Origin of the sequence: Pseudomonas lalucatii, from assembly GCF_018398425.1 — a bacterium.
GTDB classification, from domain to species: domain Bacteria; phylum Pseudomonadota; class Gammaproteobacteria; order Pseudomonadales; family Pseudomonadaceae; genus Aquipseudomonas; species Aquipseudomonas lalucatii.
In genome coordinates this window covers 391351-411649 of sequence record NZ_JADPMV010000002.1, presented here as the reverse complement: position 1 = coordinate 411649, position 20299 = coordinate 391351, and the positions used below count along the sequence as shown (strand labels likewise).

17 protein-coding genes are annotated in these 20299 nt (G+C 66.3%); 12 read left to right on the top strand and 5 right to left on the bottom strand.

The window, feature by feature from the left end; all coding sequences use genetic code 11:
- Genes I0D00_RS15240 through I0D00_RS15230 form a run of 3 tightly spaced genes read left to right on the top strand, consistent with a single transcriptional unit; the run spans position 1 to position 4244 of the window.
- Positions 1-1611, top strand: a complete 1611-nt coding sequence (locus I0D00_RS15240) for a 5-guanidino-2-oxopentanoate decarboxylase (RefSeq protein ID WP_213640683.1) — start codon at positions 1-3, stop codon at positions 1609-1611.
- 19 nt (positions 1612-1630) lie between these two features.
- Positions 1631-2833 (top strand): pyridoxal phosphate-dependent aminotransferase, encoded by a 1203-nt coding sequence (locus I0D00_RS15235; protein WP_213640682.1) that lies wholly within the window; start codon positions 1631-1633, stop codon positions 2831-2833.
- Complete coding sequence (locus I0D00_RS15230) at positions 2826-4244, top strand: aldehyde dehydrogenase family protein (RefSeq protein WP_213640681.1); 1419 nt, start codon at positions 2826-2828, stop codon at positions 4242-4244. The genes I0D00_RS15235 and I0D00_RS15230 overlap by 8 nt, the downstream gene beginning before the upstream one ends.
- A gap of 160 nt (positions 4245-4404) precedes the next feature.
- Here the strand turns inward: I0D00_RS15230 and I0D00_RS15225 are convergent, their stop codons facing one another.
- On the bottom strand, positions 4405-4920 hold the full coding sequence (locus tag I0D00_RS15225) for an RrF2 family transcriptional regulator (protein WP_246533291.1): 516 nt from the start codon (positions 4918-4920) through the stop codon (positions 4405-4407).
- A gap of 473 nt (positions 4921-5393) precedes the next feature.
- Between I0D00_RS15225 and I0D00_RS15220 the strand changes: the two genes are divergently transcribed.
- Together I0D00_RS15220 and bktB are read left to right on the top strand one after the other, a co-directional pair.
- Positions 5394-6368, top strand: a complete 975-nt coding sequence (locus I0D00_RS15220; RefSeq protein WP_213640680.1) for an NAD(P)H-dependent flavin oxidoreductase — start codon at positions 5394-5396, stop codon at positions 6366-6368.
- A 42-nt stretch (positions 6369-6410) separates the two neighbouring features.
- Positions 6411-7592: a beta-ketothiolase BktB gene (gene bktB, locus I0D00_RS15215; protein ID WP_213640679.1), complete on the top strand. Its 1182-nt coding sequence runs from the start codon at positions 6411-6413 to the stop codon at positions 7590-7592.
- A gap of 156 nt (positions 7593-7748) precedes the next feature.
- Here bktB and I0D00_RS15210 read toward each other — a convergent pair whose 3' ends face one another.
- Positions 7749-8711, bottom strand: a complete 963-nt coding sequence (locus tag I0D00_RS15210; RefSeq protein ID WP_213640678.1) for a GlxA family transcriptional regulator — start codon at positions 8709-8711, stop codon at positions 7749-7751.
- Positions 8712-8930: 219 nt separating this feature from the next.
- Between I0D00_RS15210 and I0D00_RS15205 the strand changes: the two genes are divergently transcribed.
- The 5 genes from I0D00_RS15205 to I0D00_RS15185 all read left to right on the top strand — a co-directional run bounded on the left by I0D00_RS15205 (position 8931) and on the right by I0D00_RS15185 (position 15556).
- Positions 8931-10982, top strand: coding sequence for an acetate--CoA ligase family protein (locus I0D00_RS15205; RefSeq protein ID WP_213640677.1), 2052 nt, complete (start codon positions 8931-8933; stop codon positions 10980-10982).
- A gap of 70 nt (positions 10983-11052) precedes the next feature.
- Positions 11053-11835, top strand: coding sequence for an enoyl-CoA hydratase-related protein (locus tag I0D00_RS15200; RefSeq protein ID WP_213640676.1), 783 nt, complete (start codon positions 11053-11055; stop codon positions 11833-11835).
- A gap of 146 nt (positions 11836-11981) precedes the next feature.
- Positions 11982-13613, top strand: a complete 1632-nt coding sequence (locus I0D00_RS15195; protein WP_274611295.1) for a BCCT family transporter — start codon at positions 11982-11984, stop codon at positions 13611-13613.
- A gap of 105 nt (positions 13614-13718) precedes the next feature.
- Positions 13719-14525: an enoyl-CoA hydratase/isomerase family protein gene (locus I0D00_RS15190; RefSeq protein WP_213640674.1), complete on the top strand. Its 807-nt coding sequence runs from the start codon at positions 13719-13721 to the stop codon at positions 14523-14525.
- Positions 14526-14608: 83 nt separating this feature from the next.
- Positions 14609-15556: an IS481 family transposase gene (locus I0D00_RS15185; RefSeq protein ID WP_213640673.1), complete on the top strand. Its 948-nt coding sequence runs from the start codon at positions 14609-14611 to the stop codon at positions 15554-15556.
- Between the two features lie 198 nt (positions 15557-15754).
- On the opposite strand, the gene I0D00_RS15180 is transcribed toward I0D00_RS15185, so the two are convergent.
- From I0D00_RS15180 to I0D00_RS15170, 3 genes are read right to left on the bottom strand one after another with little or no spacing between them, the layout of a single operon-like run.
- A complete protein-coding gene (locus tag I0D00_RS15180) occupies positions 15755-16099 on the bottom strand; it encodes a YdbL family probable chaperone protein (protein WP_213640672.1) in 345 nt (114 codons plus the stop codon).
- Between the two features lie 11 nt (positions 16100-16110).
- The gene (locus tag I0D00_RS15175; protein WP_213640671.1) at positions 16111-16302 is read right to left on the bottom strand and encodes a YnbE family lipoprotein; all 192 of its coding nucleotides are present in this window, start codon (positions 16300-16302) and stop codon (positions 16111-16113) included.
- Positions 16303-16314: 12 nt separating this feature from the next.
- Positions 16315-18912, bottom strand: a complete 2598-nt coding sequence (locus I0D00_RS15170; protein ID WP_213640670.1) for an intermembrane phospholipid transport YdbH family protein — start codon at positions 18910-18912, stop codon at positions 16315-16317.
- 139 nt (positions 18913-19051) lie between these two features.
- Between I0D00_RS15170 and I0D00_RS15165 the strand changes: the two genes are divergently transcribed.
- Together I0D00_RS15165 and I0D00_RS15160 are read left to right on the top strand one after the other, a co-directional pair.
- Complete coding sequence (locus tag I0D00_RS15165) at positions 19052-19420, top strand: antitoxin Xre/MbcA/ParS toxin-binding domain-containing protein (protein ID WP_213640669.1); 369 nt, start codon at positions 19052-19054, stop codon at positions 19418-19420.
- Positions 19421-19512: 92 nt separating this feature from the next.
- Positions 19513-20265: an RES family NAD+ phosphorylase gene (locus I0D00_RS15160; RefSeq protein ID WP_213640668.1), complete on the top strand. Its 753-nt coding sequence runs from the start codon at positions 19513-19515 to the stop codon at positions 20263-20265.
- Positions 20266-20299 lie beyond the last annotated feature (34 nt).

The window sequence follows — 20299 nt, the reverse complement described above, 5'->3', positions numbered from 1 at the left end:
ATGCAAGAGAACAAGACGCTCACCGGCGGCCAGGCCCTGGTGCGCCTGCTGGCCAACTACGGTGTCGATACCGTGTTCGGCATCCCCGGGGTGCACACCCTGGAACTCTATCGCGGCCTGCCCGGCAGCGGCATCCGTCACGTGCTGACCCGCCACGAGCAGGGCGCCGGCTTCATGGCCGACGGCTATGCGCGGGTCACCGGCAAGCCAGGGGTGTGCTTCGTCATCAGCGGGCCCGGGGTGACCAACGCGGCCACGGCGATCGGCCAGGCCTACGCCGATTCCATCCCCCTGCTGGTGATCTCCAGCGTCAACCACAGCGCCAGCCTCGGCAAGGGCTGGGGCTGTCTGCACGAGACCCAGGACCAGCGTGGGATGACCGCGCCTATCACCGCGTTCTCCGCCGTGGCCTCCAGCGCAGAGGACCTGCCTGAGCTGATCGCCCGCGCCTACGCGGTGTTCGACAGCGAGCGGCCGCGCCCGGTGCATATCTCGGTGCCTCTGGACGTGCTGGATGCGCCAATCAAGAGGGACTGGAGTGGCGATGTGGTGCGCCGGCCTGGACGTGGCTTGCCGAGCGCCGAGGCGCTGCAACAGGCGGCGGACAAGCTGGCCGGCGCCAAGCGGCCGATGCTGATCGCCGGTGGCGGTGCCCTGGAGGCTGCAGATGTCCTGCACGCGCTTAGCGAACGCCTGGCCGCGCCGCTGTTCACCACGGTGGCCGGCAAGGGGTTGTTGCCACCGCAGGCGCCGCTGCATGCCGGCGCGACCCTGTGCGTCGAGCCCGGTTGGCAGCTGATCGAGCAGGCCGATGTGGTCCTCGCGGTCGGCAGCGAGCTGGCCGACACGGACTTCTGGCGCGAGCGCCTGCCGCTGACCGGCGAGCTGCTGCGCATCGATATCGACCCGCGCAAGTTCAACGACTTCTACCCCAGCGCGGTGGCACTCAAGGGCGATGCCCGGCAGACCCTCGAGGCGCTGCTGGCGCGCCTGCCGCAGCAGGTGCGCGACCCGGCGGCGGCGATCCAGGCGGTGGCCGCCTTGCGCGCCGCGGTGGAGGACGGCCAGGGGCCGTTGCAGCGCATTCACCAGGCGATCCTGGCGCGCATCGCCGCGGTGCTGCCGGACAACGCCTTTATCAGCACCGACATGACCCAGTTGGCCTACAGCGGCAACTACCTGTTCCCCAGCCGCGCCCCGCGTAGCTGGTTGCACCCCACCGGCTACGGCACCCTCGGCTACGGCCTGCCGGCCGGCATCGGCGCCAAGCTGGGCGCGCCCGAACGGCCCGGCCTGGTGCTGGTCGGCGATGGCGGCTTCCTCTACACCGCCCAGGAGCTGGCGACCGCCGTGGAGGAGCTGGACAGCCCGCTGCTGGTGCTGTTGTGGAACAACGATGCCCTGGGGCAGATCCGCGACGACATGCTCGAGCTGGACATCGAGCCCATAGGCGTGCTGCCGCGCAACCCGGATTTCGCCGCCCTGGCCGCCGCCTTCGGTTGTCGGGTACAGCAGCCGCAGAGCCTGGAGCAGCTGCAAGAGCAGCTGGCCGCGGGCTTCAGCCATCCCGGCGTGACCCTGATCGAACTCAAGCACGCCTGCGCTCAATAGGGCGGGCAAGGAGATGTCTATGCGTTTTTCCAGCCTGACTCAACGTATCGCCGGTGACGGCGCCGCCGCCTGGGATATTCACTACCGGGCCCTGGCCCGCCAGGAACGCGGCGAGGACGTGTTGCTGCTGTCGGTCGGCGATCCGGATTTCGACACCCCGCAGCCGATCGTACAGGCCGCCATCGACAGCCTGCTCAGCGGTCACACCCACTACACCGAGGTCACCGGTAAGCGTGCGCTGCGCGAGAGCATCGCCAGGCGCCACCGGCTGCGCAGCGGCCAGGCGGTGGCTGCCGAACAGGTGGTGGTGTTGGCCGGCGGCCAGTGCGCACTGTTCTGCGTGGCCCAGTGCGTGCTTGAGCCCGGCGATGAAGTGATAGTCGCCGAGCCCATGTACGTGACCTACGAGGCGGTGTTCGGCGCCTGCGGGGCCAAGGTGATTCCGTTGCCGGTGCGCCCCGAGCACGGCTTCCGGGTGCAGGCCGAGGATGTCGCCGCGGCCATCACCCCGCGCACCCGCGCCCTGGTGCTCAACAGCCCGCACAACCCCTCCGGCGCCAGCCTGCCGCGTTCGACCTGGGAGGCCCTGGCCGAACTGTGCATCGGCCATGACCTGTGGCTGATCTCCGACGAGGTGTACAGCGAACTGCTGTACGAGGGCGAGCACGTCAGCCCGGCCAGCCTGCCGGGCATGGCCGAGCGCACCGCGACCCTCAACAGCCTGTCCAAGTCCCACGCCATGACCGGCTGGCGGGTCGGCTGGGTGGTGGCGCCGCCGGCGCTGGCCGAGCACCTCGGTAACCTGGCGCTGTGCATGCTGTACGGCTCGCCGGACTTCATCCAGGACGCCGCCTGTGTCGCCCTGGAGGCGCAATTGCCGGAGCTGGAGGCGATGCGCGAAGCCTATCGGCAGCGTCGCGACCTGGTCTGCGCCTGCCTGGCCGATTGCCCCGGGTTGCGCGCGCTGAAGCCCGACGGCGGCATGTTCGTGATGGTGGATATCCGCGCCACCGGGTTGTCCGCCCAGGCGTTCGCCGATCGCCTGCTCGACCGTCATGGCGTCTCGGTGCTGGCCGGCGAAGCCTTCGGCCCCAGCGCCGCCGGGCATATCCGCCTGGGCCTGGTGCTCGGCAGTGCGCCGCTGCAGGACGCCTGTCGGCGCATCGCCCGCTGCGCCGCCGAACTAATAGATGAGCAGATCGAGGAGCCTTGCCATGCCTAAGCACACCCAGTTGTTTATCGATGGGGCCTGGGTGGCGCCCGAAGGCGGCGGTCTGGCCGAGGTGCTCAATCCGGCGTCCGAGCAGGTCGCAGGGCTGGTGCCGCTGGGCGACGAACGTGATGTCGAGCGAGCGGTACAGGCCGCGCGTCGGGCCTTTCCGGGATGGGCCGCTACCCCGGCCAGGGTGCGTGCCGGTTTTATCCAGGCCTTGGCCGATCAGCTCGAGGCCCGCGCCGATGAGATGGCGGCATTGATTACCACCGAGTTGGGCATGCCCGTGCAATGGTGCCGGTCGATCCAGGTCGACGGGCCACTCAAAGGCTTGCGCCACTACGTGGAGCTCGCCTCCTTGATGGATGAGGTGCGCGAGGTCGGCAACTCTCTGGTGCTGCGCGAGCCGGTGGGGGTGTGCGCCTTCATTAATCCCTGGAACTACCCGCTGCATCAGTTGCTCGGCAAGCTCGCTCCGGCGCTGGCCGCCGGCTGCACCGTGGTGGTCAAGCCGAGTCAGGAAACTCCGCTGCACGCCTTCCTGCTGGCGCAGATGATCCAGGCCATCGGCCTGCCGGCGGGGGTGTTCAACCTGGTCAGTGGCCCGGGGGCCAAGGTCGGCGAGGCGCTGGCCAAGCACCCGCAGGTGGACATGGTCTCCTTCACCGGCTCCACCGGCGCCGGGGTGCGGGTGGCCCAGGCCGCCGCGCCGTCGGTCAAACGGGTGTGCCTGGAGCTGGGCGGCAAGTCGCCGTTGCTGATCGCCGAGGATGCCGATCTGGCTGCCGCGGTGCGCCACGGCGTGCAGGACGTGATGCTCAATTCCGGGCAGACCTGCACCGCGCTGACCCGCATGCTGCTGCCGGCCAGCCGCTACGCCGAGGCACTGGAACTGGCGGTGGCCGAGACCGAAGCCCTGCGCCTGGGCGACCCGCTGGACCCCGAGAGTTTTCTCGGCCCCATGTGCTCGGCCGGCCAGCGGCACACGGTGCGCGACTATATCCGTATCGGTCAGCAGGAGGGCGCGCGCCTACTTTACGGTGGCAGCGACGCGCCCGCCGAGTTCGACCGTGGCTATTACCAGCGGCCGACCCTGTTCGCCGACGTCGACAACCGCATGCGCATCGCCCAGGAGGAAATCTTCGGCCCGGTGCTCTGCCTGATCCCCTATGCGGATGAAGTGCAGGCCGTGCAGCTGGCCAATGACTCGCCGTTCGGCCTGTCCAGCGGCGTCTGGGCCGGCACCCGGCAGCGCGCCCTGGGCCTGGCGCGGCAGCTGCGGGCGGGCCAGTGCTTCGTCAACGGGGCGGCCTTCAACTACCACGCGCCCTTCGGTGGCTACAAGCAGTCGGGCAATGGTCGCGAGTGGGGGGAAGAGGGGCTGGCCGAGTTCGTCGAAATCAAAGCCATGCAGTGCTGAGAGGCCTGCCGGCGGACAACACCCAGGCGTCGCCTGGGCTGACGATGAACGAGACTGGGGGGCGGGGCGATCCGGCGGTTGTCGGCTGTCTTGGGCGTGCGAGCGCGGTAGCGGCCAGGTCGGAACTGGAGTCGATGACCGAGGCCTGAGACAGCAGCGGCTACTTGGACAGCCTCGCACTTTCACGCTGTTCTTCGGCCGCGTAATCGCGATCGAAAGGCACAAACATCCGATCCAGGGTGACCTGCTCCAATTCAACGCGAATCTTGTCTTCCAGGTCGGCAAAGAGTTCGTTGAAGACGCCGTGGACTTTGCAGTGGTCTTGCCAGCCGGAGAACGGGTTGTCGATCCCTTCGGCAATCAGTGGGCTGTCTTGGACCGCGTCATAGACTTGCTTGAGCGTTATTTCGCTCGGCTTGCGGGCGAGGGCCAGACCGCCCGATGCACCGCGGTAGGACTTCAGGATGCCGGCTTTGACCAACTGGGACACCAGATGGCGGACGCGCGTGGGGTGGGTCTTGACCCACCTGGCGATGGTATCGGTGCACAGTCTCTTGGGCGCGTTGGCTGCAACGAATGACAGGATGTAAGAGGCTGTTATCAGCCGAGTCGAGCGAGCCATGGGATTAAGGTCCGGTAGATAGAAACGGCATCGCGCGTGCGTCGTTTCGCGCATCGATAGATGCTTGTTTGCGTATCGCTATGCCAGTTTTCGACGGCAGTTTTCATGCTAGCCCTGCGATTGTTTAATTGTCAAAGTGATTGTCACAATTTTAGGCCCGCGAAATCGAGCGTTCAGGGCAGGTCTTGCGCAAGCGCTTGAGGATGACCGTGCCCTGGGAGAACGCCAGCTATGGGCAGGCCGGTTGAGACGTGCGACAGGCGGCCAGCCGATGCTGCCAAGGGATGTCGGGCACGGACCGAAGCTTCTAAGGTCAGGACCTTCGCTCGAGCCGAGCGAGGCGACCGAGCGCCAGGCCGGGCGGATTCGGCAGTGTCCTGAGCGCTGATTTGCCGTCGTGCTCAGGACCACGGCTGGGGGGCCGAGCGGTTCAATTGACAGCCAGAAATTCAATAGTTAATGTGATTATAACAATAACTCCAGTGAGCGCTGTCTGCTGCGCGCTGGCAACCGAAGAGGCTGGCTCCATGATTACAACGCGCTTTACCGAGCTTTTTGGTATCGAACACCCGGTGGTGCAGGGCGGCATGCAGCGTGTGTCCAAGGCCGAGCTGGTGGCGGCCGTGGCCAACGCCGGGGCGCTCGGCTTTCTCAGTGCATTGACCCAGCCGACGCCGCAAGCCCTGACCGCGGAGATCGAGCGCACGCGCACGATGACCGCCAAGCCCTTCGGCGTGAACCTGACCATTCTGCCCAGCCTGAACCCGCCGCCCTACGAAGAGTACGTGCAGGCCATCATCGATGCGGGCATCAAAGTCGTGGAAACGGCGGGGCGCAGCCCCGCGCCCTTCATGCCGGCGTTCAATGCGGCAGGAGTGAAGGTGATCCACAAATGCACCTCCGTGAAACATGCCAAGAAGGCCCAGGAAGTGGGCTGTGCGGCGGTGATCATCGATGGCTTCGAGGCGGCCGGTCACCCGGGCGAGGACGATATTCCCTCTTTGGTGCTGCTGCCGCGGGCGGTGGATGAACTGGCGATTCCGGTGATTGCCTGCGGCGGCTTCAGCGACGGCCGCAGCCTGGTCGCCGCGCTGGCCCTGGGAGCCGATGCGGTGAGCATGGGGACGCGCTTCCTCGGCACCGAGGAGGCGCCGGTGCATGCCAACCTGAAGCAGAAGCTGCTGGAGGCGAGCGAGCTGGATACCCAGCTGATCTTCCGCAAGTTCAGGAATACCGCCCGGGTGTTCAAGAACGCCATCGCGGTCGAGGTTGCCGAGATCGAGAAGCAGGCGGAGTCCGAGTTCGGCGACGTGGCCGAGTTGGTGGCCGGCAAGCGTGGTGCCGTCGTGCTGGAGAGTGGCGACATGGAGCACGGCATCTGGTGGGCCGGCGTCTCGGCCGGTCTGATCCATGACATTCCTTCCGTGGCGGATCTGGTCGCGCGGATTGTCGGCGACGCCGAGCACATCATCAGGCAGCGGCTCGCCGCGCTGACCATCTGACGGTTGCCCGCCGACTGCAATCGAGGCTGCTGGAGAATACCTATGCTCAATCCGGTTTTTATCCTGTCTGGCGTGCGCACCGCGATCGGTGATTATGGCGGCGCGCTGAAAGACCTTGCGCCCTGCGACCTGGCCAGCCAGGTGGTGCAGGAGGCGATCAGGCGATCCGGCCTGCCGGCCGAACTGTTCGAGCAGTGCGTACTGGGCAACGTGCTGCATTCCGAGGCCCGGGACATGTACATCTCCCGGGTCGCCGCGCTCAACGCCGGCATGGCCCAGGGCTCAAGGGCGTTGACCCTCAATCGTCTGTGCGGCAGTGGTCTGCAGGCGGTCATCAGTGCCGCGCAGATGATCCAGCTGGGCGATGTGGTCTCCGCGGTGGCCGGTGGTGCCGAAAGCATGAGCCGGGCGGGGTATCTGCTGCCGAGCAACCGCTGGGGCAAGCGTATGGGCGACAGCCTGCTCATCGACATGCTCACCGGCGTGCTGACCGATCCCTTCGGCAACGGTCACATGGGGGTTACTGCCGAGAATGTCGGCAGAAGTTTCGGCATCGCCCGGGCAGAGCAGGACGCCCTGGCCCTGGAGAGTCACCGCCGGGCGGCCCGTGCCAGTGCCGAGGGACGCTTCGACGAACAGATTCTGCCGCTACAGACCCATCCGAAGAAGCCCGAGCAACTGTTCCGACGCGATGAGCATGTGCGCGAGCACCTGCAACTCGGCGATCTGGCGAAGGCGCGTCCGGTGTTCGAGTCCGATGGCACGGTTACCGCCGGCAATGCCTCGAGTCTCAACGACGGCGCCGCCGCCCTGACCCTGGTCAGCGGCGCCCTGCTCGAGCAGCGGGGGCTGACGCCGATGGCCCGAATCGTTGCCTACGGTCATGCCGGGGTGGCCCCTGAAATCATGGGCATGGGGCCTGTCGGCGCGGTCCAGCAGGCCCTTCAACGGGCGCAGCTCAGCCTGGCCGATATCGATGTCGTGGAGTCGAACGAGGCCTTTGCCGCCCAGGCCTGTGCCGTGTCCCAGGCGTTGAAGATCCCGGCGGAGAAGGTCAACCCCAACGGCGGCGCCATCGCCCTGGGGCACCCGATTGGCGCCACCGGGGCGATTATCCTGATCAAGGCGATCTATGAGCTGCAGCGCACCGGTGGGCGCTATGCACTGGTGACCATGTGCATTGGCGGTGGTCAGGGCATTGCGCTAATCGTTGAGCGTGAATGAGCGCCTCCCTGATCGATAGGTAAGTCGCAGCGCCCCCGCTTCCGTTTGCAGAGGAGGCGGCCAGGTGCGGAGCGACCGCCGGGACTGTTCTTGCGGTTGCGGGTTTACCTATGTTGTCGCTTTGCTCAGCCTGCAATGAGGCTGGCCCGCCGGGTGTTATGACACCGGGCGGGCACATTTTTTTCGATCTTCCGATGGCGTGCAGGCATAGCTCTGCTTGTACACCCGAATCAACGAGGCCAGGGAACTGAAGCCGCTGCGCAGAGCGACTTCGGTGACGCTGAGCCGGGTTTCGCGGATCAGTCGCCGGGCAGCCTCCACACGAAGGGTCAGGTAGTGCTTGGCCACCGTGGTCTTCATGAGTTCCTTGAAGTCGCGCTCCAGTTGGCGCTGGGAGATGCCGATCAGCTGGGCGATGAGCTCGACCGACAGCGGTTTCTCGATGTGTTTCTGCATGATGGTGATCGCCCGGGATATACGCGGCGATTTCTCCTCCATCCGGCTTGGTAGGTGTTCGCGCTGGCGGGTGCTCCCGGGGCGCTCGGTGTCGAAGATCAACAGCTCGGAGACGGCGATCGCCACCGACTCGCCGCAGTCGCGGCGGATCAGGTGCAGCATCAGGTCCAGGGCACTGGTGGAGCCGCCCGAGGTGATGCGGTTGCGGTCTATGACGTAGCGGTCGTGCGAGACCCTGATGTCGGCAAAGCACTCCGCAAAAACCTCCGCCTCCGCCCAGTGAATGGTGGCGTTGTAGCCGCTCAGCAAGCCGGCCTTGGCCAGCACATAGCTGCCGGCGTCGAGCCCACCACATTCCTTTACCACCGGCTTCAGCCTGCGCAGGGCGCGAATCACTTCGTCAGTGCAGTGGGCCTGATAGTTGTAACTGGCGAGGACGAACAGCAGGTCAGGCGCATCGTTGCCGATCAGCTGATCCAGGCTGGCGCAGATCGGCGCGCGGAAGCCGCTGTAGCTGTTCACGGCGTTGCCATCGATCGACACCAGCGACACCCGGTAGGCGGGTTCGCGGGTAAATCCATTCGCCGCATTGAGCGGCTCCACCGAGCTTGCCAGGCAGAGATTGCTGAATTCGGGCAGCACCAAAAAAGCGTAATGCTTCATGGCCTGAGTCCTTATTTAAAGGTGACGGAAAGTGTAACAAATATGCCGAATTCTATGAAACGTCAGGGCTGACGAAGCTCCACCATCGGCTGCAGATGCTTCAGGCGGTCACGTCAGGGGGGCGGCAACCACTGAGTTGCCGATTCTCCATCCAAGGGCACTGCGGCCGCGTCCAAGAAGCGCACAACAACGATTCCAATCGCGTCAGGAGTAGTGTGGATGTCATTTTCGCGTGTTCTACAACCTCGCTCGATCGCCGTTTTCGGCGGCCGGGAAGCTGAAGAGGTAATCCGCCAATGCGACCGCATGCAGTACCTGGGCGAGATCTGGCCGGTGCACCCGAGCAAGACCGAGATCCTCGGACACAAGGTCTACCGTAGCGTCGAGGAATTGCCGGGTAGCCCCGATGCCGCCTATGTGGCGGTCAACCGTCACCTGAGCATCGACATCGTCAGGGCGCTGGCCGAGCGTGGCGCCGGCGGTGCCGTCTGTTTCGCCACGGGTTATGGCGAAGCCGGGGGCGAGGGGGTCGAGTTGCAGCGTCGGCTGCTCGAGGCCAGCGGGGATATGCCGCTGCTGGGGCCCAACTGCTACGGCATGCTCAACTATGTCGATGGCGCCATGCTGTGGCCGGATCAGCAAGGCGGCAGCCGGGTCGAGCGGGGCGTGGCGATCGTCACCATGTCGTCCAACGTCGCCTTCAACCTGACCATGCAGCGCCGCGGACTGCCGGTTTCCTACGTGCTGTCGCTGGGCAACAAGCTCAAGTTCGACCTGCACGATGCGATCAGTACCTTTGCCCAGCAGGAGCGGGTGTCGGCCATCGGCCTGTATATCGAAGGCATTTCCGATCCCTGCGCCTTCGAGGCGGCGATCGCGGTCGCTCGCAAGCTGGGCAAGCCGGTGGTGGCCCTCAAGTCCGGGCGCTCGGCAGCCGCGCAGAAGATGGCCCTGTCGCACACCGCGTCCCTGAGCGGCTCGGATGAGCTGATGAACCTGCTGTTCGAGCGCACCGGCGTGGCCCGCGTGCATTCCCTGGAGGCGCTGGTGGAGGCGCTCAAGGTGCTGCACCTGTGTGGCCCGCTGAGCGGCAACCGGCTCGGCGTGATGAGCACCTCCGGCGGCGACCTGTCGTTGATCGGCGATGCCCTGGAGCACACCGACTTGCTCATGCCGGCGCTTTCGCCTGAAGGTACCGAGCGCCTCGCGGCGACCCTGCATGAGCGCGTGGTAGTGGGCAACCCGCTGGACTACCAGATGTTCGACTGGAACGATCAGCCGCGCATGGCCGAGACCATCGACGCCTTCATGGCCGATGGCTTCGACATGACCATCAGCCTGCTCGACTTCCCCCGCGCAGACCTGTGCGACACCGCCTCCTGGGAGATCGCCGAGCGCGCCCTGGTGCAGGCGGCGCAACGGTGCCCGGGCAAGGCGGCGGTGATGGCCACCCTCACGGACAACATGGGCGAGGCGGTGGCGCAGCGCCTGAGTGCCCAGGGCATAGTGCCCCTGAGTGGCATCGACGACGGCCTGGCCGGACTGCAGGCGGCCCTGACTGTGGGGCGGGCCTGGACGCGTCTGGACTACCAGTCCCTGCTGAAGAACCAGCCGTTGCGCCGCGACGCCTCCCTGACCCTGCTCGATGAGGCCGAGTCCAAGCAGCTCCTGGCCTACCACGGTGTGCCTGTCCCGCAATCGGCCATCGCCCACAGCTCTGCCGAGGCGGCAGCCGTCGCCGAGCGCCTGGGCTTCCCGGTGGTGGTCAAGGCCCTGGGCGTGGCGCACAAGACCGACGTGGGCGGGGTCCAGCTGAACCTGCACAGCGGCCAGGCGGTGGCGGCCGCGGTGGAGCAGATGAGCGCTCTGAGCAGCTCCTTCCTGATCGAGAAGATGATCGGCGGTTGCGTCGCCGAGCTGATCGTCGGGGTGGCCCGGGACGAGCAATTCGGGGCCTATCTGGTGCTTGGCGCCGGCGGCATCCTGGTCGAGCTGCTCAAGGACAGCCGCTCGCTGCTGCTGCCAGTGACCAAGCCGCAGGTGCTCGAAGCCCTGCAGTCGCTCAAGTGCGCGCCGCTGTTCGCCGGCTTCCGCGGCCGCCCGCGGGCGGACCTGGAGGCGGCTGCCGAGGCGATCCTGGGCATCGCCGAGTTCGTCCAGGAGCACGCCGATGCAATCGCCGAACTGGATATCAATCCGCTGATGCTGCTGGCCGAAGGCCGGGGCGTGGTCGCGGCCGACGCCCTGATCCGCATGGTCCGCCCGGACTGAGCGTTCAGCGACTTTTGCACCCCGATCGGCGCCCCTGCCTTGGGGCGTGGAGACCACCTGGAGAAGAACAATGCATGAATTTCTGAAGGTCACCCGCAACGGCCAGATTCTGGAAATCGTCATCGACCGGCCCAAGGCCAACACCCTGGACGCGCCCCTGAGCCGGGTCATGAGCCAGCTGTTTGCCGACTTCCGCGACGACCCCACCCTGCGGGTGGCGATTCTCACCGGCGCCGGCGCCAAGTTCTACTGCGCCGGCTGGGACCTCAACGCCGTGGCCGAAGGCGAGGAGTACCTGGAAGATTTCGGTGAAGGCGGCTTTGCCGGCTTCCCCGAGATGAAGGACCTGTACAAGCCGGTGATCTGTGCGGTCAATGGGCTGGCTGTTGGTGCCGGCTTTGAAATGCTGCTGCGCGCCGATTTCGTGATCGCCGCCGAGCACGCCGAGTTCTATTTGCCGGAAGTGCGCATCGGCGTTGCTCCAGACGTGGCCACCTTCATGCTGCCGAAACTGCTGCCCCGGCAGAAAGCCATGGAAATGCTCATGCTCGGGCGCCGCCAGAGTGCCGCCGAGCTGGCCCGCTACGGCCTGATCAACGAGGTGGTGCCGGCCGAGCAACTGATGGAGCGCGCCCGCGCCGTGGCAGCGGAGCTGCTCAAGGCCGCGCCCCTGTCCCTGGCCGCGATCAAGGAAGCGGTGCACCTCACCGAGACGCTGTCGTTCGCCGAGAGCTACGCGGCGCTGCGTTCGCGGGCCTGGCCGGCGTTCATGAGGATGCTTGACAGCAGCGACGCGCAGGAAGGCGCCAAGGCTTTCGTGGCCAAGCGAGAGCCGGACTGGACCGGCAAGTAGTTATCCCGGGCCCGTGTCGCCGACGACATGGGCCCGATGGACACAAGTCTGCGGCGACGATAGGCAGTTTGAGCGGAGACACCTGTATGGCGGAGACCTGATTACGGCTGGGCACACGCAAGTCAATCATCGTGAGGACAACAATAATGACGATTCACACCGGACAACCTGTAACCAGCCCAGTGGCTGAGGTGGACAAAGGCATCTTTTGGCCATCGCTGATCACCATTTCCATACTGCTGATCTCCATGATCCTCTTCGAGGACAGCGCCAAGGTCGTCATCAAGTCGATGTTCGACTTCATCACCAACCAGCTCGGCTTCGTCTACATCTGGGCCGGTGCGCTGTGCCTGAGCGTGGTGGCCTGGCTGTCGCTTGGCAAATACGGCGACATTCGCCTGGGGGGCGCCGACGCGCGCCCCGAGTTCGGTCGCATGAGCTGGATTGCCATGTTCTTCTGCTCGGGCATCGGTACTGCGCTGATCTACTGGGCCGCCATCGAGTGGACTTATTACTACGAATCTCCGCCCTTCGGTCTGGAGGCGAAAAGCCAGGCGGCGGCGGACTATTCGGCCATGTACGGCATGTTCCATTGGGGGCCGATCGGCTGGGCCTTCTACTGCCTGACCGCCTTTCCGATCGGTTACGCCTACTACAACCGCGGCACCAAGGGGCTGCGCCTGAGCAGTGCCTGCGCCGGCATCATCGGTGAGAAGAACGCCAACGGGGTGATCGGCAAGGTCATCGATATCACGGTGCTCTTCGGTCTGCTGGGCGCCACCGCTACGACTTTGGCGTCGGGTACGCCGATGCTGGCCGAAGCGGTAAGCCGCATGTTCGGCGTCGCCCACACCTTCGGCGTCGATGTCGCGGTGGTCTGCGTGTGGACGGCGATCTTCATCTCCTCGGTGGTGCTGGGTCTGAAAAAGGGCATCAAGGTGCTCAGCGACATCAACCTGGTCGCCGTGCTGCTGTTGTGCTTTATCGTCTTCGTCGGTGGACCGACTTTCTACCTGCTGAACCAGTTCACCGACAGCTTCGGCCTGATGCTCGCCGAATTCGCTCGCATGACCTTCTACACCGACCCGGTCGGCAAGAGCATGTTCCCGCAGTGGTGGACCATCTTCTACTGGGCCTGGTGGGTGGCTTACGGTCCGTACATGGGGATCTTCATCGCCCGTGTGTCCAAGGGGCGTACCTTCCGCGAGATCGGCCTGACCGTCACCCTGGCTGGCAGCGCGGGCTGCATGCTGTTCTTCATGCTGTTCGGCAACAACATGATGCATGCGGAGATGAACGGCCTGTTCCCGGTCCTGGAAACCATGAAGAACGAAAGCCCGGCCGCCGCCATTCTCGGCGTGCTGATGCAGATGCCCATGGAGTGGCTGCTGCTGCCGCTGTTCGTCTTCGTCGGCTTCGTCTACACCGGCACCACGGTGGACTCTTCGGCCTACGTGATGTCGACCATCGCCTCCAAGCAGTTGCAGGATGGCCAGGAGCCGGTGGTCTACAACCGCCTGTTCTGGGCCCTGATGCTGGGCACAACCGCGCTGGTGGTGATGAATATCGGTGGCTTGGAGACCGTGAAGACCGCCAGCATCGTGGTCGGCCTGCCGCTGGTATTCCTCATGGGCATTGCCGTGATGTCGCTGCTGCGCTGGCTCAAGGAAGATCAGCCCCATCTGCAGCGGGCAAGCCAGCGCCAAGCCAGCTCCGGCCCCGAGGCTGCGGCTGAGCCTGCGGTGGGCATCGAGGCTAGGCCCCTGCCGCAGGCCTGATCCCTGGCGGTGCTTCGCCAGACGACCGGCATTCCTGCCGGTCGTCGTTTTTCGACTCGAAGATTTTTAACCGTGCAGGGACTAAGCCCGTGGAGGAAAACAAAGATGGATGACCCGGTAGGCCAGGAGGTTATTTTCGAGCAGCGGCAGGGTATTGCCTGGATCACCCTCAACCGGCCCGCAGCGCGAAACGCCCTTTCGGATCGTGCCCTGCAGCAGTTGTTGGAGGCATTTTCGCGCTGTGTGGCGTCGCCAGAGCTGCGCGCGGTGATTCTGAGGGGGACGGGGCCGGTGTTCTGCGCCGGTGGCGACGTCGCCTTCTTTCGCCAGCTGCTCGAGCTGCTGCCTGAGGCGCGGCGTGACCCGCTGGCGCATTACATCGGGCTGGCCCACCAGGCGATGCTGGCGCTGGCGCGGATTCCGGTACCGGTCATCGCCGCCGTTCAGGGCGCTGTCGCCGGGGTCGGTATGAGTCTGGCCTGCAGGGCCGATTTCATCGTCGCCGAGGCGGGGTGCAGGTTCGTCCCGGCGTACACGGCCTTGGGCACCACCCCCGATGGCGGGCTGAGCCAAGTCTTGCCGGCGATCATCGGCGAGCAGCGCGCCTTGGAGATGCTGATGTTCAACCGCAGCATTGATGCAGCGCAGGCCCAGCAGTGGGGGCTGGTCAGTCATGTGGCCGAGCCAGGGTGGCTTGAGCGCAGCGTCATGGAGCTGGCGGAAGGCCTGGGGGCAGGACCCGCTGTCGCCACACGGCAGCTGAAACGGCTGGTCAAGGGGGAGAACCTGGCTCGGCTCGCCGATCATCTCGACCGCGAGCTGCAAGCCTTCACTGCCTGCGCGCTAACCGCAGAGTTTGAAGAGGGGGTCAGCGCCTTTCTCGAAAAGCGTACGCCGGTGTTCGGCCGCTAGCTGTGATCTCTCAGTAGGTTGTTCATCCGGGGCATTCCCGGAATTCTGGAAGTGCGACCAACCTAGCCTTCCAGGAGCCCCGGATGAACCTGCATAAACATGCCCGTCTTACCCCTCGCGGTCGAGCCCTTTTGGTTCGGCGCATCCAGCACGGCTTGCGGGTCGAAGAAGCCGCCCAGGCGGCCGGTGTGAGCGTGCGAACCGCCTACAAATGGTTGCGGCGCTTTCGCGAGGAAGGCGAGGCCGGGTTGATGGATCGTTCATCACGTCCGCAACACTGCCCGCATGCGACACCCGATACCGTGGTCGAGCGTCTGATCGAACATCGGCGATGCCGCAAGACCTATCGGCAGATCGCCAGAGAGCTAGGCTTGGCCGTCAGCACTGTTGCGCGCCGCCTGCGGCGGGCCGGCTTTCATCGACTGGCTGAGCTGGAGCCGGCGCCACCGGTGGTGCGCTACGAGTACCCGACACCCGGAGATCTGCTGCATCTGGATATCAAAAAGCTGGGCCGTTTCTGGCGACCTGGCCATCGGGTCACCGGCGACCGCCAGCAGAACTCCGACGGCGCGGGCTGGGAATTCGTCCACGTGGCCATCGACGATGCCAGCCGCATCGCCTTCAGCAGCCTGCATCCTGACGAGCGTGGTCGCAGTGCTTGCCAAGCCTTGCTCCAGGCGCTGCGCTACTACCGCAGCCTGGGCATTCGTTTCACCCGCATCATGACCGACAACGGCAGCTGCTATCGCTCTCGCACGTTTCGGCGTTTGCTCAGACGATTGGGGCTGCGCCATCTGCGCACCAAACCTTACACGCCACGCACCAACGGCAAGGCCGAGCGCTTCATCCAGACCAGTCTGCGCGAGTGGGCCTATGCCCATAGCTATGAAAGTTCGGCACAGCGAGCACAGCACCTGACGCCCTGGCTACATCACTACAATTGGCACCGGCCACACGCCAGCCTCGGCTACCAGCCACCAATCAGTCGCGTTCCGCTTTCACTGAATAACGTACTGGGTTTACACAGCTAGCGCTCGACGAGACGTACAAGGTGTTTCTGGGGCTGAGGCTGCGCCACAAGGGGCGAGGCGTATGCCCGGCCCGGGCTCTAGGCATCCTGCGGGAGACTGGGTTGCGCGCGGCATTGCTCGTCTAAGCGACCGTCAGCCAGTTTCTGCTTGCGCCATACGCCTCCCGCAGTGGGCGCTTCAGGGGAAGTTCGACGGGGATCACTTGCGCCGCCACTGGCCCTGCTGCTGGATGTACTGGCCGGGCGGGGTCTTTTCTATGGCTTTCTGGCCGGCAATGGCCTCCACGTCTTTGAGTTGGATGCCGTTCTCGTTGGCCAGTTTCTGGTACTCGGCGCGTCGCGCCTGGTTGATCAGGCGGGCGATTTCCGCGGCCTGGCCGCCGGGTTTCACCACGCCGAGATAGCCGTTGGGCATCTCGCCGAGCTGGCCGCTGGCCTTGGCCGGGCCGAGGGCGGACATGGCTTCGTTGAGGTTCAGCGCCAGGGCCGGCAGGCTCAGGCTGAGCAGCAGTAGCAGGCTGGCGATGCGTTTGGACAGGGTCATGGCAGTGCTCCTCAAAACAGTCCGCTGGATTCGCTGAAGATGTCGTCCAGCGCCTTGTCCACCTTGATGTAGATCTCGTGCTCGATCTTCACGTTGAGGTTGATGTTGATCGGCTCGGTGGGCATCGCCAGCTGCACCGTCGGGGTACAGGCTGCGCTCAGCAGGCCCATGAGCAGGACGGCGAAACAGCTCTGCAAGCGCATGGCGTGTTCTCCTTAGGGCTCCTTCGGCGCGGTCGCGGCGCGGCGTTCCAGTATGCGCTGCTGCACTCGTCGCCTGATGATTTCGTTCACCTTATCGGTCAATTGCAGGCTGGCCAAGAGGGTGGGGATGTCTTCTTCCAGGTTGATGTTGAAGTGGATCGGCCGGCCCTGTTCGATCGCCGGGTTCTGGCCTTCCAGGCGCATGGCCAGGAGCAGTTTGCCCTGGGGATCATAGTCGACGCGGCTGCGCAGGGTGGTGAAGCGAAAGTCCTCCAGGGATTGGGTGACCAATTGCATGGCCGGGTTGCTGCGCCCCAGCGCCTGCATGCGCTCGGAGCGGAACTGCAGGCGTCCGCCTGGAGCGCGTGCCGCCAGCTGGCCCTGGGCGATTCGCAGGCCGTCCGGGCCGAGGGTTAGCGGCAGCTGGCCGTCGAGCACGCCGCTGCCGGCCAGGCCCTCGGCCGGATAGAGGGTGAACAGGCGTTCGAGGCGCAGGCCGCGCAGTTGCAGTGGCAGCAGCAGGCTGTCCTGCTTCAGGCTCCACTGGCCTGGGGGTATATGAAGGCTGCCCCCCAGTAGCTCGCTGTCGGCCTGGAACAGCTGCAGTTGGCCCTGGTCCGTCTGGGCAAGGGGGGCACGGTAGCGGCCGCGCAGGTGCAGGGGGCCGAGGGGGATGCCCGGGTCGGCCTCGGCCAGGCGGAGTTCGGTCAGTTCCACCTGCAGTTCGCCGTGCGCCACCCGCACCTGCGCCTGGGCATCCAGGCCGCCGAGGGCGGTCCGGTCGTAGAGTCCGGCCAGGCCCTTGCCGCTGAGATCGAGCCGGATATCGGGCGCAGCGCCCGGCGCCAGATCGAGGCTGGCCCTGGCGCTCAGGCGGCCCTTGCTCAGTTCGAGGAGCGCCGGCCAGGCCGCCAGGGTCTTGGCCAGCGGGTTGCCGGCACGCAGGAACAGCTCCGGTAGCTGGGCGTGGGCGTGCAGGCCACGGTCGCCGTCGTAGTGCAACTGGAGGGGCAGGTTGAGGTCGGACTCCGCGGTAATCAGTCCCTCCGACTCGAGTCGCGCCGCGGATGCCTGCACGCGGCCTCGCCACTGCCAGCCTTGGGGCTTCAGCGCAGGCTGGCTGAGGCGTCGGCTGCTCAGGGTGCCGGGGCCCTCTAGCTGCCAGCCCTGCACGGCGCCGCCGAGCAATTGTGTGCGCAATTGCAGTCCGGCCAGCCCGGCGTCCAGGCCCTCCAGGCTCAGGTCATGGCCACTCAGCGTGCCGATCTGCAGCCGGGAACCAGGCTGCAGCTGCACATTCAGCCGCCGCTCGTCCAGGTAGGCGTCGAAGTTCAGCCTGGCATCCAGTTGGCGGGCTGCCCAGCCGGCCATGGCCAGCTGCGGCGTGCTGGCGGCGAGCCGGGCATCGGTGAGTTGCAGTGCCCAGGGCGGGGCGTTGGCCAGGGCCAGCGTGGCGCGCAGCTCGAAGGGGCTCGGGCCGCGACCGCGCAGCTCAAGCGCCAGGGGCAGGGCGCGTCCGGCCAGGCCGTTCGGCAGCTCGTCCAGGGGCGTGCCGGCCGCGATGCGCAGCCGTAGCGAGTCGCTGCGCAAGGCCTGGGGCAGGCGGCGCTGCCAGTCGCCCAGTGGCTCCTGCAGGTCGAGGTCGGCGGCCAGCTGTTCGATGGACCAGCGGCCCTGGAGGCTGCGGGCGGCCAGGCTGACGTCGCCCTGCAGCCGACCGATCCCGGGGAGGCGCCAGGGCTCGGGGAGCGAGCCGCTGCCTTCCACTCGGCCGCTGGCCTGGCGCAGGCGATCCGCGGTCAGCTCGCCGGGCGGCAGCTGTACCCGCCAGCGGGCCGACAGCCGCGCGTTGTCCGGCGGGCTGGGCAGCTGCGTGCCGGGGGGCAGCCCCCAGGCGGCGAGCCAGTCGCGCAGGGTGGCGGCTTCGCTCAGCGCGGGAGCCGACAATTCGCCGCGCCACAGCAGGCCTTCGGCATTGGCCTGCAGGCTGCTGTTCAGCTCCAGTTGAGGGTGGTCGTCGACTGCCAGCGCCAGTTGCAACGCCAGTTCATCGGCCGGGTTGCGCAGGCGGGCGCTCCAGGCCAGGCGCTTGCCGGCCTCGCGGATATTGAAGTGCAGCGCCAGTGCGGACCGCTCCCGGGCGAGGCGGAGGGCATCGCCGTGCAGGGTGCAGCGGCCGCGGGCACAGGGCAGCTCGGCGCTGAAGCGGTCGATCCGCAGGCTGTGCGGTACGACCGACAGGGCAGCGGTGAGCCGGCGCAGTTCCGGCACGGCAGGGTCGGGGCTGGAGGGTTCGGCTGCGGGATGCCAGCTCACGCTGAGTCGCTCGGCCTCGATCTGCTGCCAGAAGGGCGGGGCGATGCCGAGCTGATCCCAGCCCAGGTGCAGGCGCTCGACCTGCAGGTGCAGTTCGCCCGCCGGGCCCTGCTGGAGCAGCTCGAGATGGCCCAGGTGCAGGCCGTCCCGGCCCAGGCCGGGGCTTTGCCAGTCGAGCCGGTGGATATGCTGGCGTTCGAGCAACCGAAGCCAGGCGGCATAGCCGTAGCCGGCGAGCAGCGTGAGCACGAGCAGCAGACAGGTGATGGGCAGCCAGAGGCGCCGGCTGAGCATGGGCTTGATCCATGGCGGCAAAGCGTTCCCGGACGTTACCCCATGGGGCTCACGGCTGCCAATCGGCCTCTGGATGGATTTGTGATTTTGCGTCATCAGGTAGTAGACTTGATGTAAACAGACGCAGAGGTCGAAGGTTATGAGCGCACTTGTCCGACCGGCTGCCGACGCCGATGCGGTGTTGGCCAAGGCCCTGCTCAATACCCGTGAGCAACTGGGGCTGACGCAGCAGGAGCTGGCCGCTATCGTCGGCGTGCACCGCACGGCGATCAGCCGCTGGGCGGACACCGGGCTGCGCCCGCAGAGCAAGACCGGCGAGTTGGCGCTGCTGTTGATTCGGGTCTATCGCGCCCTGTTCGCCCTGTTCGGCGGCAATCTGCAGGACATGCGGCACTTCCTGCGGACCGACAACCGCCACCTGGGCGGCGTGCCGCTGGAGCTGATGGGGCGGGTACAGGGGCTGGTGCACGTGGTGGAGTACCTGGACGCGATCCGCGGCAAGGTCTGAGCTGCGCTTCCATGTCCCTAATGGCGCCAGGCCGCCGGGCGGGTGGCGGAGGGCGACTGGCCGCAGGCCAACAACAATAAGGAAGAACCGCCATGGACATCTGGCAAGAGTGCCACGGAGTCGAGCAGATCGCGCCCCTGCGCGGGCGACTGGTACGCCTGGTCGAGAGCCAGGAGCAGGTCGCCACGCTGCAGTTGGTGGACAACCTGGCCGAGCAGGCGCTGCTCGAGGCGCTGCTGGAGAGCAGCAAGCCGCCGCTGCCGCAGGAGGCCGAGGCGCTGCACTATCTGCTGAAAACCCCTTTCCGCTACCCGCCGTTGCGCTGGGGGTCGCGCTTCGGTACGCGTCAGGAGCCCAGCCTGTTCTATGCGGCGCTGCGCCTGGAGACGGCGATGGCGGAGGCGGCCTATTACCGCTTCGTGCTGTGGGACGGCATGGCCAGTGCACCGCCCAGTGGGCGGGTGTTGTCCGAGCATTCCTCGTTCGAGGCGCGCTACCAGGCCGAGCGCGGCATCCGCCTGCAGCGGGCGCCCTTCAGCCAGTTCCAGCGCGAGCTGTGCCACCCGAGCGACTATCGCCATTGCCAGGTTCTGGGGGCGAGCATGCGCGCGGCCGGGGTCGTGGCGTTCGAGTACCGTTCGGCACGCTGCCCCCTCGGTGGCAGCAACGTCGCGCTGTACGGACCCCAGGCGCTGGCGGAGCGGCGCCCGCGCAACCTGTTGCCCTGGCTGTGCGAAACCACTGCGGCCTACGTGGCCTTCAAGAGCGCCCAGGCCCCCGACACGCCGCGGCTGTTCCAGCTGGCGGACTACCTGATAGATGGGCGCCTGCCCTTGCCCGCGTGAGCGGCGGGTGGCCCGTGCATCGGTTTGAGGCAGG

What these genes read in the sequence shown, in the direction of transcription:
- I0D00_RS15160 (WP_213640668.1), top strand. Translation starts at nt 19,513, where the DNA reads ATGGACATCTGGCAAGAGTGCCACGGAGTCGAGCAGATCGCGCCCCTG.
- I0D00_RS15165 (WP_213640669.1), top strand. Translation starts at nt 19,052, where the DNA reads ATGAGCGCACTTGTCCGACCGGCTGCCGACGCCGATGCGGTGTTGGCC.
- I0D00_RS15200 (WP_213640676.1), top strand. Translation starts at nt 11,053, where the DNA reads ATGCATGAATTTCTGAAGGTCACCCGCAACGGCCAGATTCTGGAAATC.
- I0D00_RS15230 (WP_213640681.1), top strand. Translation starts at nt 2,826, where the DNA reads ATGCCTAAGCACACCCAGTTGTTTATCGATGGGGCCTGGGTGGCGCCC.
- I0D00_RS15190 (WP_213640674.1), top strand. Translation starts at nt 13,719, where the DNA reads ATGGATGACCCGGTAGGCCAGGAGGTTATTTTCGAGCAGCGGCAGGGT.
- I0D00_RS15185 (WP_213640673.1), top strand. Translation starts at nt 14,609, where the DNA reads ATGAACCTGCATAAACATGCCCGTCTTACCCCTCGCGGTCGAGCCCTT.
- I0D00_RS15220 (WP_213640680.1), top strand. Translation starts at nt 5,394, where the DNA reads ATGATTACAACGCGCTTTACCGAGCTTTTTGGTATCGAACACCCGGTG.
- I0D00_RS15175 (WP_213640671.1), bottom strand. Translation starts at nt 16,302, where the DNA reads ATGCGCTTGCAGAGCTGTTTCGCCGTCCTGCTCATGGGCCTGCTGAGC.
- I0D00_RS15170 (WP_213640670.1), bottom strand. Translation starts at nt 18,912, where the DNA reads ATGCTCAGCCGGCGCCTCTGGCTGCCCATCACCTGTCTGCTGCTCGTG.
- I0D00_RS15225 (WP_246533291.1), bottom strand. Translation starts at nt 4,920, where the DNA reads ATGCGCGAAACGACGCACGCGCGATGCCGTTTCTATCTACCGGACCTT.
- I0D00_RS15195 (WP_274611295.1), top strand. Translation starts at nt 11,982, where the DNA reads ATGACGATTCACACCGGACAACCTGTAACCAGCCCAGTGGCTGAGGTG.
- I0D00_RS15180 (WP_213640672.1), bottom strand. Translation starts at nt 16,099, where the DNA reads ATGACCCTGTCCAAACGCATCGCCAGCCTGCTACTGCTGCTCAGCCTG.
- I0D00_RS15240 (WP_213640683.1), top strand. Translation starts at nt 1, where the DNA reads ATGCAAGAGAACAAGACGCTCACCGGCGGCCAGGCCCTGGTGCGCCTG.
- I0D00_RS15235 (WP_213640682.1), top strand. Translation starts at nt 1,631, where the DNA reads ATGCGTTTTTCCAGCCTGACTCAACGTATCGCCGGTGACGGCGCCGCC.
- I0D00_RS15210 (WP_213640678.1), bottom strand. Translation starts at nt 8,711, where the DNA reads ATGAAGCATTACGCTTTTTTGGTGCTGCCCGAATTCAGCAATCTCTGC.
- bktB (WP_213640679.1), top strand. Translation starts at nt 6,411, where the DNA reads ATGCTCAATCCGGTTTTTATCCTGTCTGGCGTGCGCACCGCGATCGGT.
- I0D00_RS15205 (WP_213640677.1), top strand. Translation starts at nt 8,931, where the DNA reads ATGTCATTTTCGCGTGTTCTACAACCTCGCTCGATCGCCGTTTTCGGC.